This window comes from Novosphingobium soli (assembly GCF_042432915.1).
Classification (GTDB): Bacteria; Pseudomonadota; Alphaproteobacteria; order Sphingomonadales; family Sphingomonadaceae; genus Novosphingobium; species Novosphingobium soli.
In genome coordinates this window covers 1-14,483 of record NZ_JBHLWK010000020.1, presented here as the reverse complement: position 1 = coordinate 14,483, position 14,483 = coordinate 1, and the positions used below count along the sequence as shown (strand labels likewise).

The window sequence follows — 14,483 nt, the reverse complement described above, 5'->3', positions numbered from 1 at the left end:
CAAGCCGGCGAAGCCACCTCACCAGCGCATGTCCAGGCGGGCGGTGACGGTGCGGCCCTGGCCGTAGTAGCAGGCCGAGGTGGCGGTGCAGGTAGCGACGAAGCGCTTGTCGGTGATGTTGCGGCCGTTCACCGAAGCGACCATGCCGTTGCCGAAGTCATAGCGCACGAACACGTCGAACTGGGTGTAGTCGGGGATCGCCAGCGTGTTGGCGTTCTCGCCGAAGCTCTTGCCGGTGTAGCGGACGCCGCCGCCGAGGCCGAGGCCCTGCAGCGGGCCGGCCGTGATCCGCTGGTCGAGGAACAGCGAGGCCATCCAGTCCGGCACCTGCGGCAGGTCGTTGCCCCGCTGCACGGCGGTGTTGGTCTCGGTGATCTTGCTCCAGCTCTTCGTCGTGGTCGCGATCACCGCCATGCCCCAGGGAAGCGAGGCCTTGCCTTCGAACTCGATGCCGCGGATCCGGCCCTCGCCGGTCTGGACCTGGCAGGTGGCGCCGCCATTGCAGATCAGGTCGCTCGCGTCGCCGCCTGCGGGAAGGTCGTCCAGCGTCGCCGGGGTGACGATGTTCTGCTGCGTGATCTGGTAGGCGCCGAGGCTGAGATAGATGTTGTTGCCCGACTGGTAGCGCAGGCCGGCCTCGTACTGCTGCCCGGTGGTGGGCACGAAGGGCACCCCGCCCAGGCTGGTGCCGGGGTCGCTGATCTGGGGCAGGAACGATTCGGCATAGCTGGCGTAAGGCGCCAGGCCGTTGTCGAACAGATAGACCGCGCCCGCGCGCCAGGTGAACGCGTCGGACTTGTTGACGTAGGTGGAGCGGGTGATCGGATTGGTGGTCTCGTCGCGCGCCCAGTCCTGGCGTCCGCCCACCGTCACCCGCAGCCTGCCGATGGCGATCTGGTCCTGGAGGTAGAGGCCGTTCTGGCGGCTCACCGTCTCGGTGTAGATCGCCGGGGTCAGGCTGGTTGCATAGCCGGCCGCGCCGCGCGGGACGGGGTCGAAGATGTCGAGCAGCGGCAGCACCCGCGCCGCCGCGACCGAATCGCGATAGTGCTCCCATTCGGTGCGGAAGTAGTCGAAGCCGCCCAGCAGGGTGTGCTTGACCGCACCGGTCTGCAGTTCGAACTGGAGCTGCGTGTCGGTGGCGATGCCGTCGCTCTCGCCCTGTCCCTGCACGGCGCGGCGGCCGATCGTCTGGCCGGGGATGCAGCCGGGGATGGTCGCCGGGCAGGTCGTCAGCGTGTTGCCGGAGAGAACCACCACGCGATAGAGCGTGTCGAGGTGCGTGTAGCGGGTGTTGTTGCGGATCGTCAGGCCGCTGTCGCCGAACCGGTGCTCGAAGAAGCTGCCGGCCAGGTACTGGTTGCGATCGAAGGTGTTCCAGTCCGGCTCGCCGATGTTGGCGTCGTTGGCGATGTACCGGCCGTTGCTGGGGCGCAGCGAACCGAGCTCCGGCAGGAACTGGAAGGTCGAGCCGCCCTCGTCGCGCTGGTACTGGCCGAGCAGGGTCCAGGTGGTGTTCTCGTCCGGCTTCCAGGTCAGGCTCGGCGACACGTACTGGCGCCCGATGGTCACCTCCTCCACTTGCGTGTCGCCATAGCGGGCGAGACCCACGAGGCGGCCGGAGAGCGTGTCGGTGATGGGGCCGGAGATGTCCGCGGCGGCCTGGTAGTTCCAGTTCGACAGCTCGGTGGTGCCGATCGCCTGCAGCATGAACTGCGCCTGGAACACGTCGGTCGGACGCTTGCTGACGACGTTGACCACGCCGCCCGGCGCCGTCTGGCCATAGAGCGCGCCCGAGGGGCCCTTGAGCACCTCGATCTGCTGGAGCGCGAAGGAATCGAATCCGGGGCGGGTCCACTGGCCGCCGGAAGGCAGGCGCAGTCCATCCACGAAGTTGTTGTTGGACGAGAAGCCGCCGGCGCCGAAGCCGCGGACCGAGACCTCGTCGACGCGGCTGTCGATGCCGAACGCCTCCGCCTGGACGCCCGCCGTGTAGGACAGGGCGTCGGCGATCGTCGGCGAGGCGCGCAGGTCCATCTCGGCGCGGCTGACGATCGAGATCGACTGCGGCGATTCGATGATCGGCGTGTTGGTCTTGGTGCTCGACGTCGCGGACGACTGCCCGGTGGCGGTCACGACGATCTCGCGAGCGTCCGGCTGCTCGGCCTCGGGCGCGCCCTGGGCGAAGGAAGGCGTGGCCAGGGCTGCCAGAACGATGGCCAGGCCGGTGGAAGTATTTCGCATAATGCCCCTACAATATTCGTCGCCCGGCCGCGCTAATGCGGATCACTCGCACCTTCAAGGGTTCTCTTGAGTCGGGGCATGCTATTCCGCCGACAGTGCTTTGCCAGACACAGCCCGCGGCACAGGGCCCGAAGGACACGGCGCCCCCGGCTTGCCATTCCCCCGCCCGGCTTGCTAGGAGCCCGCCATTCGCAAGGACCCGGTGAGATTCCGGGTGGCTATTCCGGCCGCCGATCCGCCGGACAACATCACACATGCAGCATCCGATCCTGCGCTTCGGGCGCCATGTGCCTTGTTGTGGATTTCCCATGCCCGACAGTCTTACCCGCTACCGCCGCGAGTGGTTCCGCGACGCGGCCGCTGCCCGCCGCGACGTGCTTGCCGGCATCGTCGTCGCCCTCGCCCTGATCCCCGAAGCCATCGGCTTCTCCGTCATCGCCGGCGTGGACCCGCGCGTCGGCCTCTACGCCTCGGTGGCGATCGCCATGGTGATCGCCTGCATCGGCGGCCGTCCGGGCATGATCTCGGCCGCGACCGCCTCGGTCGCCGTGCTGGTGACGCCGCTGGTCCGCGAGCACGGCGTCGAATACCTCCTTGCCGCGACGATCCTGATGGGATTGATCCAGGTCCTGGCGGGGCTCCTCAGGCTCGACCTGCTGATGCAGTTCGTCTCCCGCTCGGTCATCACCGGCTTCGTCAACGCACTCGCGATCCTCATCTTCATGGCGCAGCTTCCGCAGCTGACGAACGTGGCCTGGCAGACGTATGCGCTGGTCGCGGCCGGGCTGGCGATCATCTATCTCTTCCCGCGCCTGACCAAGGCGGTGCCCTCGCCGCTGGTCGCCATCCTGGTGCTGACCGCGGTCAGCCTCGGGCTGGGGCTGCCGGTGCATGCCGTCAGCGACATGGGCCGCCTGCCCGAAGGGCTGCCGAGCCTGGCGCTCCCGCAGGTGCCGCTCAACCTCGAGACGCTGCGCATCATCGCGCCCTACTCGGTCGCGATGGCCGCGGTGGGGCTGCTGGAATCGCTCCTGACCGCGCAGATCGTCGACGACATGACCGACACCGACAGCGACAAGCGGCGCGAGTGCCTGGGGCAGGGGGGCGCCAACCTGGTCTCCGCGGTGTTCGGCGGCATGGGCGGCTGCGCCATGATCGGCCAGTCGGTCATCAACGTGACCTCGGGCGGGCGCGGGCGGCTCTCCACGTTCGTGGCCGGCGCCTTCCTGCTGTTCCTGCTGGCGGTGCTGGGCCCCTATGTCGGCCGCGTGCCGATGCCGGCGCTGGTGGCGGTGATGATCATGGTCTCGATCGGGACGTTCAGCTGGGCCTCCATCGCCAACTTGCGCCGTCATCCGCCGACTTCCTCGGCGGTGATGCTGGTGACCGTCGCGGTGGTCGTCGCCACCGGCGATCTCTCGCTGGGCGTGCTGTCGGGCGTGCTGCTGTCCGGCATCTTCTTCGCGGGCAAGGTGCAGCGCATGTTCGCCGTCGAGCGCGTACCGGCGGCCGCGGGAGAGAGCGTGACCTACCGCGTCACCGGCCAGATCTTCTTCGCCTCGGTGGACCGCTTCACCCGCGCGTTCCAGAGCGAGGCGGAGGCCCGCCACGTCGTCATCGACGTTTCGGACGCGCACTTCTGGGACATCTCCGGCGTCGGGGCGCTCGACAAGATCGTCGCCCGGCTGCGGCGCGAGGGTCGCACCGTCGCGGTGGCAGGCTACAACCGGGCGAGCGCCGACATCGTCGACCGCTTCGCGCTTCACGACAAGACGGGTGTGGAGACGGGCGCGGTTCCGCACTGAGCGCGGCGAAGCGGCCGGCAGGCTCCCTGATCTGGTCGAGGCGGAGGGATCCAGGCAGCCCGCGGAATGTTGTTCCAGGCAGACGCTCAGGCGTAGGAGCTTGGAATGAAACTGGACTTTGCCACCGATCATGCCGGCGGCGGCGCCGCGGACCTGGTGCAGACCCATGCCGTCCGCGGCGAGGCGGATCGCCTTGTCGACGTCCTCCTGTGCGGTCCTTCGCACCTGGAGACCGTCCCCTGCTGCTCGGTCACCCGGGAAAGCATGCGCAACGGCTTCGTCGTCGCGCAAGACGAGGCCCAGCGCCAGCATGCGGCCTTGCGCCAGGTGCTGGAGCGGCATGGCGTGCGCTGCCACGCGATGCCCGCCACGCCCGAACTGCCGGACTTGTGCTTCACCCGCGATGCCGGCGTGATGACGCCCTGGGGCTTCGTGGCGCTGAAGCCGGCGATGGCGCACCGCTCGGTGGAGGTCGATCACCTGGTGCGGACTCTCTCGGCGATCGGCGTGCGCCCGGTGCGCCGGATCACCGAAGGCACCATCGAGGGCGGCGACGTGTGTGTCGCCCGTCCCGGGCTGCTGGTGCTCGGCCTCTCGGGCGAGCGCACCAGCACCGCCGGCGCCGAGGCTTTCGCGGCGTCGTTCGTTCAGCAGGGCTGGGACGTGCTCTACTGCTCGTTCGACCCGCACTTCCTGCATCTCGACACGATGTTCTGCATGCTCGATGCCAACACCGCGCTGGCCTGCACCGACGTGCTGGACGACGGCTTCCTGGCGGCACTTGCGGCGCGCGACATCACGCTCATCCCGGTGTCCTACAAGGAGGCGCGGCGGCTGGGCTGCAACGTCGTCTCGCTTGACGGCCGCACGATCCTGATGAACGCCGCCGCGCCCCAGGCGGCCGAGCGCGTGAGGGCGGCCGGCTTCCTGGTCGAGGAGCTGGACGTCTCGCAGTTCGCCGCCTGCGGGGGCGGCCTGCACTGCCTCACGCTGCCGCTGCGGCGGCTCCCCGCCAGAGGCTAGGCGGCGGCCGGTTCGAACGTCACGTCGAAGAACGCCAGCATGGCGGCCCAGGACAGCGCGTGCGATTCCGGGTCATAGGCCATGCGCGAATCATTGAGCCCATCGACGTCGCAATTGGTGAAGCTGTGCAGCGCGCGCCCGTAGACCGCCATGCGCCAGTCGGCGTCGGCCCAGGTCATCTCCGCCTGGAACGCGGCGACGTGCTCGGGCGGGACCAGCGGATCCTTGGCGCCGGTGAAGACCGCCACCCGCGCGCCGATCTCTCCGGGGCGCGCCGGCCGGCAGGTCGTGAGCAAGCCGTGGAAACTGGCGACCGCTCTGACGGGGGCGCCGCTACGCGCCAGCTCCAGCACGGCGAAGCCGCCGAAGCAGTACCCCACGGCCACGATTGCCCCCGCATCGACGCCGGGAATGGCCGCCAGCGCGTCGAAGCCGGCGCGGGCGCGCGCGCGCAGGAGTTCGGGATCGCTGCGGAACGTCGCGAGCGCGGCCTGCATCTCCTCCCCCTCCAGCACCCGGCCCTCTCCGTGCATGTCGGCCGCGACGGCGACGTAGCCGAGATCCGCGAGCCGGGCGCAGTGCCGCCGGACATTGCCGCCGATCCCGTCGGCCTCGTGCACCACCAGCGCCGCACGCCCGTTCGCGGCACCCGAGGGGAGGTAGAGCTCTCCGCGCAGCTCCAGGTCGTCGTGGCGATAGACATGCGGCGTCCCTCGGGGGGCGGCAGAAGCGCTCACGATCAATGCTCGCCGTGCGAGATCGCCGTGCGCACCAGCACGCGGGTCGAGAGAAGAATCCCGCTCACCAGGACGGAGATGGCCAGCAGGCCCAGCGGCGTGACCTCCACGGAGGCGCGGAAATGGGCCCGCCGTCCCAGCGACATCCTGACTTGGGCGGCTTGTCTTTGCGGCTCGATCTTCATGTCGCTGCAACGCCGGAAGACGCCGGAGGCTCCCGATGCGCGGGCTGCCGGCCATGGCGCGCGCGGCAGGCTCAGTTCGGGGTGCCCGTCATCCCGAGCCGGTAGGGAACGGGGTCCGGCGCCACCGGTGGCGGTGCCGGCGTGGGCTCCAGCGCCGCCGCACCCGCGAGGCCGCGGCCGGTCACGTTCGCGGTCGAGAGCGCCGCGCCCGACCGCACCGTCACGGCCACGCTTTCGAGCACCACATCGCGCATGTTGGCGAGGAAGATGCCTCGCTCGGCAGCGCCGGTGATGGCGCGCAGGACGAAGCCTTCCACCGGCTTCGCGGGATGGATGCTGGTCGCCTGGACCAGGGTGGGGACATCGGCCACCCGCACCCTCTCGAAGGAAAGCCGCCGCACCTGGGGGATGCCTTCGTCGCCGGGGACGGGGAATGGGTCCTGCTTGCCGCTGTCGAGGAAATTCAGCCGCAGGAACCCGTCGCCGGCGCTGCCCACCTCGAGGTCGCGCATGGCGATGTCTTCGATGAACGCCCCGCGCCCCGGCCTGCTCTTGATGTAGATGCTGAAGGTGTAGGCACTGAGGAACCGGCAGCGATCGACGCTGACGCGCCGGATGCCGCCGCTGGTCTCGCTGCCGATACCGATGCAGGCCCAGCGCCGATCGGTGAACGTGCAGTCGGCGATGGCGACGTCCTCGGTCGGGCGGGCCAGCGCGTGGCCTTCCAGACCGCGCCCGGACTTGAGCGAAATGCAGTCATCGGCCGTATCGAAGGTGCAGCGCGCGATCGCGACGCGGCGGCAGGAGTCGACATCGATGCCGTCGGCGCCGCCATGGACGACGAGGCCCTCGAACAGCACATCCTCGCAGTAGACCGGGTGGATGGACCACATGTCGTTCTGCTCGGTCGTGAGCCCCGCGACGGCGAGCCTCTGCACGTCGACGAACTCGAGCAGGGCCGGGTGCCTCAGCCCCGACGCGGCCACGCGCCCGCGAATCGCGCGCGAGGCGACGATGCGGCCTTTGCCGACGAGGCGCACGTCCCGCGCACCCTGAGCCGAGACGAGGCCGATGTAGCCGGGTATCCAGCGCCCTTCCCAGCGGACCTGGGTGACCGGGTAATCGGCAAGGTCGTCCGAACCGCGCAGGAGCGCATCCTGCGCGAGGGAGAGGGTGGTGGAGGAACCGATCCGAATGGCGCCGGTGAGGAAAGTCCCTCCGGACAGCACGACTTCGCCGCCGCCGAGCACGGCACAGCGGTCGAGCGCCTGCTGGATCGCGGCGGTGTCCTTGGTCCTGCCGTCTGCCCGCGCGCCGAACTCGCGAGGATCGATCCGCAGGCCTGATCCTGGAAGACGGGGTGCGGTCGGCGGCGCGACCCTCGGCGCCGGCTTCCCGCGCGCCGAGGCCTCGCGCGGTATCGCCAGGGCCAGCCCGCCCGCGATACCCGCCGCAGCGACGAAGCCGCGCCGGTCTACCCGCAAGGGAGGAGCACCGGCGAGGGGCGGTAGGCGAACGGACCTGGCGACTGGCAGGATGTCAAAGGGTGGCCTCCTCGGTGGAGCTGTTCTTTGACACCGGTGTCTATGGCGCTGCTGCCGCGAGATCAAGCGAGTCCCGCGGCCCCGGCGTATCCGGGTAGGCGGTTCAGTCGATGACGAAGGTGGTCGTGGCGATCCGGTGCAGCACCGCGACCTTGCCGAGGCTGGTCTCGGCGCCGGCTTCGTCCTTCTGCGACGCGCTCAGCAGGTACCGGCCTTTCTCACGGACCGGCACCGTGACTACACCCTGACCGTCCGTCTTAAAGGACTTCGACCACTTTTCCGGCGTGATGACGGTGACGGCTGCGCCCGCGACGGGCTTGCCGTCGCGCACGAGCACGAAGCGATCCCCGCCGGCCGAGACCGGCGCGATCTCGAAGGCCATCGTCGCGTGCGGCTGCGCACGACCGGCGCGGGCGAAGTAGGCGACGCCTTCCTTCTTGCCCTCCGGCCCCCAGGGCGTGAACACGGCATCGTCCTGCGCGCGCACGTCGCCGGGAGGCGCCGTCACTTCCAGGTATCCGGCCTTGCGGGCCATCGGCGCGCTGCTGGCGGGGACGAGCTTGGGGGCCTTGAGGTGCTCGAACTCGGGGTCGCCGCCGACGGGGAGCGGATCCCCGGGCTCGCCGAGGTAGATGCGCGCGGGGCCGGACCCGTCGCGCTCGATCCAGACCTCGTGCGCCTGCGCGGCAGAGGCGGTGTAGGCCAGCAGCAGGGCGGGCAGGTACCTGAGCTTCATGTCGGACTCCGTCACGTGTGGACGACCGCGAGGTTCCGCGGTCCGGTTCGCGGCGTTAGCACGGGAACCCCTCTGTTGAGAACCCTTCGCAACAACCCACCGCTCGGGCGCGTCCCCTCGTGTCAGGCGCGGCCGGTCCTGAGCGCGCGGGCCCAGTCTTCCCGGCCGCGGTTCTCGGCATTCCGCGCCGCCTGCTCCCAATCGTACTCGACCTTCAGAAGGTCCGCGGACCAGTGTCCATCCGCTCCGCTCACGACGGCGTAGCGCGCGTGGGGCGAACCGCTCTCCACCGCGTGGGGATAGGGGCGCTCGTCGGCATAGGCCGGCAGGCCCACGCTGCCGGGATTGACGATCAGCCGCCCGTCGTCGAGCCGGACCACCCGCGCGACATGCGTGTGCCCGCACAGGATCACCTTGGCCTTCGCACCCGCGGCGCGGTGCTCGACCTCGTCCATCGTCGCGGGGCGCAGACCTGCTTCGGTGACCGTCTCGAGGAAGTAGGCGAGGTCGCTGTCGGGCGTGCCATGGACCAGGAGTACCTCGTCGCTCAGCTGCAGCGTTTCCGGCAGCGCCGCGATCCAGGCGCGCTGGTCGGCCCGCAGGCAGCCCGCGGCGTATCGGTCGGACGCACCCATGCTCTCCGGCGCCTGCTCGGTCAGTTGCCGCTCGTGATTGCCGCGGATCGTCGGCAGGGCGAGCGGCATCAGGCGGTCCGCCGTCTCGCGGGGGAACAGCGGACCGGACACGATGTCCCCCAGGTTCACAATGCGATCGACCGCGCGCGCCGCTGCGTCGGCCAGAACCGCATCGAGCGCGGCGAGATTGCCATGGATGTCGGAGAGTACGGCGATCTTCATCCACGCTCCTGGAGGGCTGGGCGCGTCGGTCCGCGCCGGAGCGGTCGTACTCTCAAGCAAGCCTGCGTCGCAAGGCGTCGCTCAGGCGTACCGGTAGGGACCGCCGCGCTGTAATGCGGCGCGGTAGGCGGGCCGGGCGTGGATGGTGTCGAGCCATGCCGCGGTGGCGGGGCGGCCGCTGTCCAGGCCGCCGCGGTCGCGCGCTGCCTCCAGCGGGAAGCTCATCATGATGTCGGCGCCGGTGAAGCTTTCGCCGGCGAACCACGGGCGCTGCGCCAGTTCGCTCTCCACGAAGTCGAGGTGGACGTCTATCATCGGCTGGATGCGCTTCTGCGCGCCGCGGCCGAAGAGTGGGACCCGGCCGAGCACCAGCTTCACCAGCAGCGGCGGCATCAGCGATCCCTCGGCGTAGTGGAGGAAGTAGCGGTAGCGCATCGCCTCTGCCACCGCCTCCGGAGGGCCGAGCCTGCCGCTCGCCTTGGCGGTGAGGTACTCGACGATCGCGCCCGTCTCCGCCACCGTGGCCAGACCCGCTGGGGCCTCGTCATCGACGATGACGGGCGACTTGCCCAGCGGATGCACCGCGCGAAGCTCGGGCGGCGCCAGCATGGTCGCCTTGTCGCGCGCGTACCGCCGGACCTCGTAGGGAAGGCCCAGCTCCTCGAGCATCCACAGGACGCGCTGCGAGCGCGAATTCTCGAGATGATGGACGGTAATCATGCCCTGCTGAACGCAGGGCTCGCCGGAAGGTTCGCGCGCGCCGCCAAGGCTCAGGCGCTGTCCCGACCGGCGAGCGCGCCGATCGCTTGCTTGATCTTCGAGATGCCGAAGCGCACCGCCTGCTTGGGATCGATGTGCGGCATCGCCGGGATCTCGTCCGGATCGACGAGGGCGTGCAGGATCGCCGGGCCGGGCTCGGCCAGCCAGGCCGCGATGGCACCTGGCAGGTCGGCAGGCTTCGCGGCCTTGAAGCCCCTGGCGCCGCATGCCCGTGCGAAGGCGGCAAAGTCGAGGTTGGGGAACGCCGCGCCCGGCGCCGGGGGAACGCCCGCGCCCTCCATCTCCAAGTGGACGAGGCCCCACCCGCTGTTGTCGTAGACCACCACTTTCACCGGCAGGCGATGCTCCACCGCGGTCATGAACTCGCCGAGCAGCATCGTGAAGCCGCCGTCGCCGGCATGGAGGATCACCTGCCGCGCCGGGTCGAGCGCCTGCGTCCCGTTGGCGATGCCCATGCCGGTCCCCACCGCGGCGTTGTTGTTAGAGCCGGTGATCTGCTGGCGCCCGGTCTGGCGCAGCCAGTTCGCCGCCCATAGCGTGACCTCGCCGGTATCGGTCACCCATATCGCATCGTCCGCGGCGCTGTCGCTGATCGCGCGGGCAACCGCCTGCGGGTGCAGCTTGTCCGGCGATCGGTCGAGCGCGGCCTTAGCATCCAGCATCTCGTCCCACTCGGCCCGATCCGCGTTCACCTCGTCGAGGAAGGAACTGTCCGTGCGCTGGGGCAGGGTGTCGAGCAGCATGCGCAGGGCGGGTCGCACCGAGCCGACGATGCCGAGCGCTACGGGGGTGCGCCGGCCGAGAGCGAAGGCGCGCTCGTCCACCTGCACGACCTGCGTCTTGCGCGGGAGGAACTCCGAATAGGGGTAATCCGTGCCCAGCATCAGCATGAGGTCGGCGTTCTCCAGCGCGTCCACGCCGGGCCGCCCGCCGATCAGTCCGACCCCGCCGATCCAGCGCGGATCGTCGTAGGGCAGGATGTCCTTGCCGCGGTAGGTGTGGACGAGCGGCGCCTGGAGCCGATCCGAAAGTGCGGTAAGCTCGGCCGCGGCCCCGTGGCAACCGAAGCCGCAAAGCACCGCCACCTTCTGCGCCTCCGCGATCATGCCGGCCATCGCCGCGATGTCCTCCGCCGCTGGAGCGAGCTCCGGCCGGGGGCGCAAGGTGGCGATGCTCGGAACGGCACCGGAGACCTTGGCTCCGAAGACATCGGGCGGGATGGAGATATGCGCGACGCCGCGCTCGCCATAGGCCTGCGCGATCGCCTGGTGGATCACCGTGGCGGCCTGTTCCGGCGAGGCGATCAGCTCGCTATAGACGCCCACGTCGCGGAACAGGGCCACGGGATCGTCCTCCTGCAGGTGGTCGATACCCCGCTTGGCCGAGGGCACCCCGCCGGAGATGGCCAGGACCGGGGCATGGTCCTTGCGCGCTTCGTACAGCCCGGCGACGAGATGGTTGGCTCCCGGACCGGTGGTGCCGCAGCAGACGCCTAGGCGACCGGTGAGCTTCGCCTGGCCGGCGGCGGCCAGCGCCGCACCTTCCTCGTGCCGCACCCCGATCCAGCGCACCCTGTCCTGCCGGCGGATCGCGTCGGTGAAGGGGTTGAGCGCATCGCCGACGATGCCGAACACCTGGTGCGCTCCGATCTCGTCCAGCGTGCGGACCAGCATCTCGGCGACGGTGAGGGACATGGACGGATCTCCTGAGTCGGAAGGCTGGAGCGGGAAGCGGGGCGCCTGGGCGCCCCAGTCCCTCAGTGCCGAAGGCTGTCGGGCACGATGCCGCCGTTCGCGGCCAGCTTGTCCATCACCGCGCGGTGGAGGGCGATGTTCTGCTCGGCAGTGCCATCGGCGGCGGCATGGACCCCAAGCTCGTCCGCCAGCTCCTTGCGTGCGGCGAGGCTGGAATCGAGGTCCAGCAGCTTGAGCAGGTCGACAATCGAACTCTTGTAGTTGCCACCATGATCCGCCTTCATCGCCGCCATGGCCTCGAGCACCGCGCCCACATCGACCGGCTGAGCGGGTGCAGCCGGCGCAGGCGCGGCAATGGGCGCGGGCGAGGCCGCGGGAGCGGCGGTCTTGGTCGTGGCCGGCTTGGGAGCGGCGGATTTGGGAGCGGCCGTCGGGGCGGCCTTGTCGTCATCGTGATGGAATACCTTGCCGAAGATCTTGCCGAGAATGCTCATGTCACGCTCCTGCTTGCAGCTGTTGGCGCTTTCCGTGTTCGCGATGCGGGTTGCACGGACAGCTTGCGACGGGAACGCACGCGGCGGCGGATTGTTGACCCGGCAGCCTTCACTTTATCGATCGAGGATACCGTCATGAAGCATGCCCTGCTGTTCGCCGCCTCGCTTGCGGCGCTTGGTCTGACCGCCTGCGGCAAGGAACCCGAACCGGCCGCAAGCACGCCGGCGGCGACTCTGGACGCAACGGACGACGCCGCGGCCCTGCCTGCTCCCGCAACCGCCAGCGAAGGACAGACCTTCGCCAACACCGCGGCGGCCAGCGACGCATTCGAGATCGAGAGCTCGCGCCTGGCCGCGAGCAAGGCGTCCTCGGCCGAGGTCAAGCGCTTTGCGGAAGAAATGATCAAGGCGCACACCGATTCGACCGCCAAGCTCAAGAGCGCCGCGGCGCAGGCCACTCCGCCGATCACGCCCGATCCGAAGCTGACCCCGATGCAGCAGCAGACGCTCACCGATCTGGGCGGCAAGTCGGGGGCGGAGTTCGACAAGGCCTATGTCGCCGCGCAGGTGAACGCGCACCAGATGACGCTGGACGCGCTCAAGGCCTATTCCGCGGACGGGGACGTGCCCTCGCTCAAGGCGTTCGCGACCGAGCTCGTCCCGATTGTCACGGCGCACCTGAACATGGCCAAGGGGATGTGACCGAGCGGCAGGGCGACGATCCGCGTCGCCCTGCCGTCCTCTTGCGGGGCCCCGGGTCAGGGTCGCGCGATCACCAGCTCGCCTTCATCTTCGCCGTCCCAGTAGTGGATGCGATCCCCGGCAATGCGAATGAGCACCAGACCGGGGGTGTCGATCCCGTCGGGCCACCAGCGTTCCAGGCCTTTGGTCCAGTGCTGGGCGAATTGCGCCTTGTCCCGCACCAGCGTCGCCAGGCCCTCCACATGAAGGAAGAAGGGGCGCACGCCGAGAAGTCCCGAAGAGCCTTGATAGCTCAGCCCCACGCGCGGATCGGCTTCGATGTCCGCCACCATGCGGGTGGTGTCCTCCGCAAAGAACCAGGCGTCGCCTTGGTAGTCCACCTCGCGATTGTTGCTCATCGGCCGCGCGGAGATCGCGCCGCCACTCGTGCGGGAGGACAGCATCGCGAAATCAATCGCGCGCATGGTCTTGGAAAGTTCGGCAAGCGTCCTGGTCATCGTCGGCTCCATGGTTTTCGTCCCGCCAACGCGGCGCCGGCGCGGTTCGCTCCTGGCGATGCGACGGACGGATAGCTGGGGCTGGTGGCGGGATTCCCGCTGCCGCCGCCTCTGCGGGCCACCCCTTAACATAACGAACATTATCGCTCTTGATCCGCTGCGGCACGGTGGCGTGGAAAGCCACTACTCGTTCAATGGCGACTTGGATTTGTCGAGCTTCGCGAGCCAGTCGTCGAGCGACAAGGCGGCGCTGGCCGCGGTCTCCGCGCCCATGCTGTCCTGCATGATCCTCAATGCCCACCGGTTCCGTTCCGGGTCCTCGGCCGCGACCGCATCGCCAGGCACCCACAGGGAATAGTCCCGCATATGCGCGTCCGCCGCCGTGAACAGGATGCAGATGTCGGTGGCGATCCCGGTGAGAACCAGGCGGGTCACGCCCAGCTTCGGCAGCAGCACGGCGAGGTTCGTGGCGTAGAAGCCGGAAAACTGCGGCTTGATGATGAAGAAATCATCGGCCCGCGGGCGCAGGCGCTGGGTCACCGGGTTGTCATGCTCGAGTGCGCGCTCGACAAGCCGCGAGCGTTCCGAGTGCCACTCGCCGAAGTTGTCGTTCACGTAGACGACCGGCCATCCCCGCGCCTCGAACTCCGCTCGCAGCCTTTCGATCGCATCTGCGGCAGCCTCGGCCGCGGGCTGGAGCGCTTCCGCGCCGGGAAAATCGAAGCAGTTGATCATGTCGATGATCAGCAACGCGGTGCCGTCGCCCTCCTGGTCGCGATGCGGCACCTGAACCGGATCCGTCTGCGCCATCTGGTCCCGCTCCTCCTGCGTCGTCTGTTCGGTTCGCTTTGGTGGCAAGTCCAATGCCCTGCCCCTGCTCCGGTTGCCGACATGCCATGCATGTCAGTCAACCCAAGGCAGGCGCTGCGGCCCGCGATCCTGCATGGCAACGTCCACGCCGGCGGCGACTTGATCGATCACCCCCCTGCCCCGTCGCTGACGTTGGACGTCGTTCCGCGGCCCCTGCGCGGCTGAAAACGCGTCTCCGAAAAAAATCTGCAGGGCCTGGCGAATCTCCTTGACGGTCTGAAAGCTCCCCCATATATGGCCGGAACCGACGCGAGGCCGACCACTTCGGCATCGCACCGGTCGCCCATAAGGACGGACAGCTGGTCTTCCCCCGAT

General features: G+C 69.3%; 14 protein-coding genes and 1 other annotated feature. Of the genes, 3 read left to right on the top strand and 11 right to left on the bottom strand.

Features of this window, described 5'->3' with window-relative positions; translation table 11 throughout:
• Positions 1 to 18: 18 nt before the first annotated feature.
• Positions 19 to 2,244 (bottom strand): TonB-dependent siderophore receptor, encoded by a 2,226-nt coding sequence (locus ACFFJC_RS16345; RefSeq protein ID WP_379488558.1) that lies wholly within the window; start codon positions 2,242 to 2,244, stop codon positions 19 to 21.
• 192 nt (positions 2,245 to 2,436) lie between these two features.
• Positions 2,437 to 2,492, top strand: a sequence feature (sul1 is cis-regulatory element that is thought to sense ions involved in sulfur or methionine metabolism; They are found in Alphaproteobacteria).
• Between the two features lie 60 nt (positions 2,493 to 2,552).
• On the opposite strand from ACFFJC_RS16345, the gene ACFFJC_RS16340 reads away from it, so the two are divergent.
• Together ACFFJC_RS16340 and ACFFJC_RS16335 are read left to right on the top strand one after the other, a co-directional pair.
• Positions 2,553 to 4,049 (top strand): SulP family inorganic anion transporter, encoded by a 1,497-nt coding sequence (locus tag ACFFJC_RS16340; protein WP_379488557.1) that lies wholly within the window; start codon positions 2,553 to 2,555, stop codon positions 4,047 to 4,049.
• Positions 4,050 to 4,154: 105 nt separating this feature from the next.
• Positions 4,155 to 5,072 carry a dimethylarginine dimethylaminohydrolase family protein gene (locus ACFFJC_RS16335; RefSeq protein WP_379488556.1) on the top strand — a complete coding sequence of 306 codons (918 nt, stop codon included), beginning with the start codon at positions 4,155 to 4,157 and terminating at the stop codon, positions 5,070 to 5,072.
• Here the strand turns inward: ACFFJC_RS16335 and ACFFJC_RS16330 are convergent.
• The 8 genes from ACFFJC_RS16330 to ACFFJC_RS16295 all read right to left on the bottom strand — a co-directional run bounded on the left by ACFFJC_RS16330 (position 5,069) and on the right by ACFFJC_RS16295 (position 12,099).
• A complete protein-coding gene (locus tag ACFFJC_RS16330; RefSeq protein ID WP_379488555.1) occupies positions 5,069 to 5,809 on the bottom strand; it encodes a dienelactone hydrolase family protein in 741 nt (246 codons plus the stop codon). The two genes, ACFFJC_RS16335 and ACFFJC_RS16330, sit on opposite strands and share 4 nt — an antisense overlap.
• Before the next feature lie 2 nt (positions 5,810 to 5,811).
• Complete coding sequence (locus ACFFJC_RS16325) at positions 5,812 to 5,994, bottom strand: hypothetical protein (protein ID WP_379488554.1); 183 nt, start codon at positions 5,992 to 5,994, stop codon at positions 5,812 to 5,814.
• 71 nt (positions 5,995 to 6,065) lie between these two features.
• Entirely contained in the window at positions 6,066 to 7,478 is a 1,413-nt protein-coding gene (locus tag ACFFJC_RS16320; protein WP_379488553.1) for a glycoside hydrolase family 28 protein, read from the bottom strand.
• 163 nt (positions 7,479 to 7,641) lie between these two features.
• Entirely contained in the window at positions 7,642 to 8,274 is a 633-nt protein-coding gene (locus ACFFJC_RS16315) for a DUF4198 domain-containing protein (protein WP_379488552.1), read from the bottom strand.
• 122 nt (positions 8,275 to 8,396) lie between these two features.
• Positions 8,397 to 9,131 (bottom strand): metallophosphoesterase family protein, encoded by a 735-nt coding sequence (locus tag ACFFJC_RS16310; RefSeq protein WP_379488551.1) that lies wholly within the window; start codon positions 9,129 to 9,131, stop codon positions 8,397 to 8,399.
• Between the two features lie 81 nt (positions 9,132 to 9,212).
• Positions 9,213 to 9,851: a glutathione S-transferase family protein gene (locus tag ACFFJC_RS16305; protein ID WP_379488550.1), complete on the bottom strand. Its 639-nt coding sequence runs from the start codon at positions 9,849 to 9,851 to the stop codon at positions 9,213 to 9,215.
• A gap of 50 nt (positions 9,852 to 9,901) precedes the next feature.
• Positions 9,902 to 11,605, bottom strand: a complete 1,704-nt coding sequence (locus ACFFJC_RS16300; RefSeq protein ID WP_379488549.1) for a thiamine pyrophosphate-binding protein — start codon at positions 11,603 to 11,605, stop codon at positions 9,902 to 9,904.
• A 62-nt stretch (positions 11,606 to 11,667) separates the two neighbouring features.
• Positions 11,668 to 12,099: a DUF3597 family protein gene (locus ACFFJC_RS16295; RefSeq protein WP_379488548.1), complete on the bottom strand. Its 432-nt coding sequence runs from the start codon at positions 12,097 to 12,099 to the stop codon at positions 11,668 to 11,670.
• A gap of 135 nt (positions 12,100 to 12,234) precedes the next feature.
• Here ACFFJC_RS16295 and ACFFJC_RS16290 point away from each other — a divergent pair, with 135 nt between their 5' ends.
• Complete coding sequence (locus ACFFJC_RS16290; protein ID WP_379488547.1) at positions 12,235 to 12,801, top strand: DUF4142 domain-containing protein; 567 nt, start codon at positions 12,235 to 12,237, stop codon at positions 12,799 to 12,801.
• A gap of 56 nt (positions 12,802 to 12,857) precedes the next feature.
• On the opposite strand, the gene ACFFJC_RS16285 is transcribed toward ACFFJC_RS16290, so the two are convergent.
• Positions 12,858 to 13,310, bottom strand: coding sequence for a pyridoxamine 5'-phosphate oxidase family protein (locus ACFFJC_RS16285; protein ID WP_379488546.1), 453 nt, complete (start codon positions 13,308 to 13,310; stop codon positions 12,858 to 12,860).
• A 171-nt stretch (positions 13,311 to 13,481) separates the two neighbouring features.
• Positions 13,482 to 14,108, bottom strand: coding sequence for a cysteine hydrolase family protein (locus ACFFJC_RS16280; RefSeq protein WP_379488545.1), 627 nt, complete (start codon positions 14,106 to 14,108; stop codon positions 13,482 to 13,484).
• Between the last annotated feature and the right edge of the window lie 375 nt (positions 14,109 to 14,483).

What these genes read in the sequence shown, in the direction of transcription:
- ACFFJC_RS16345 (WP_379488558.1), bottom strand. Translation starts at nt 2,244, where the DNA reads ATGCGAAATACTTCCACCGGCCTGGCCATCGTTCTGGCAGCCCTGGCC.
- ACFFJC_RS16340 (WP_379488557.1), top strand. Translation starts at nt 2,553, where the DNA reads ATGCCCGACAGTCTTACCCGCTACCGCCGCGAGTGGTTCCGCGACGCG.
- ACFFJC_RS16335 (WP_379488556.1), top strand. Translation starts at nt 4,155, where the DNA reads ATGAAACTGGACTTTGCCACCGATCATGCCGGCGGCGGCGCCGCGGAC.
- ACFFJC_RS16325 (WP_379488554.1), bottom strand. Translation starts at nt 5,994, where the DNA reads ATGAAGATCGAGCCGCAAAGACAAGCCGCCCAAGTCAGGATGTCGCTG.
- ACFFJC_RS16315 (WP_379488552.1), bottom strand. Translation starts at nt 8,274, where the DNA reads ATGAAGCTCAGGTACCTGCCCGCCCTGCTGCTGGCCTACACCGCCTCT.
- ACFFJC_RS16310 (WP_379488551.1), bottom strand. Translation starts at nt 9,131, where the DNA reads ATGAAGATCGCCGTACTCTCCGACATCCATGGCAATCTCGCCGCGCTC.
- ACFFJC_RS16305 (WP_379488550.1), bottom strand. Translation starts at nt 9,851, where the DNA reads ATGATTACCGTCCATCATCTCGAGAATTCGCGCTCGCAGCGCGTCCTG.
- ACFFJC_RS16300 (WP_379488549.1), bottom strand. Translation starts at nt 11,605, where the DNA reads ATGTCCCTCACCGTCGCCGAGATGCTGGTCCGCACGCTGGACGAGATC.
- ACFFJC_RS16295 (WP_379488548.1), bottom strand. Translation starts at nt 12,099, where the DNA reads ATGAGCATTCTCGGCAAGATCTTCGGCAAGGTATTCCATCACGATGAC.
- ACFFJC_RS16290 (WP_379488547.1), top strand. Translation starts at nt 12,235, where the DNA reads ATGAAGCATGCCCTGCTGTTCGCCGCCTCGCTTGCGGCGCTTGGTCTG.
- ACFFJC_RS16285 (WP_379488546.1), bottom strand. Translation starts at nt 13,310, where the DNA reads ATGGAGCCGACGATGACCAGGACGCTTGCCGAACTTTCCAAGACCATG.
- ACFFJC_RS16280 (WP_379488545.1), bottom strand. Translation starts at nt 14,108, where the DNA reads ATGGCGCAGACGGATCCGGTTCAGGTGCCGCATCGCGACCAGGAGGGC.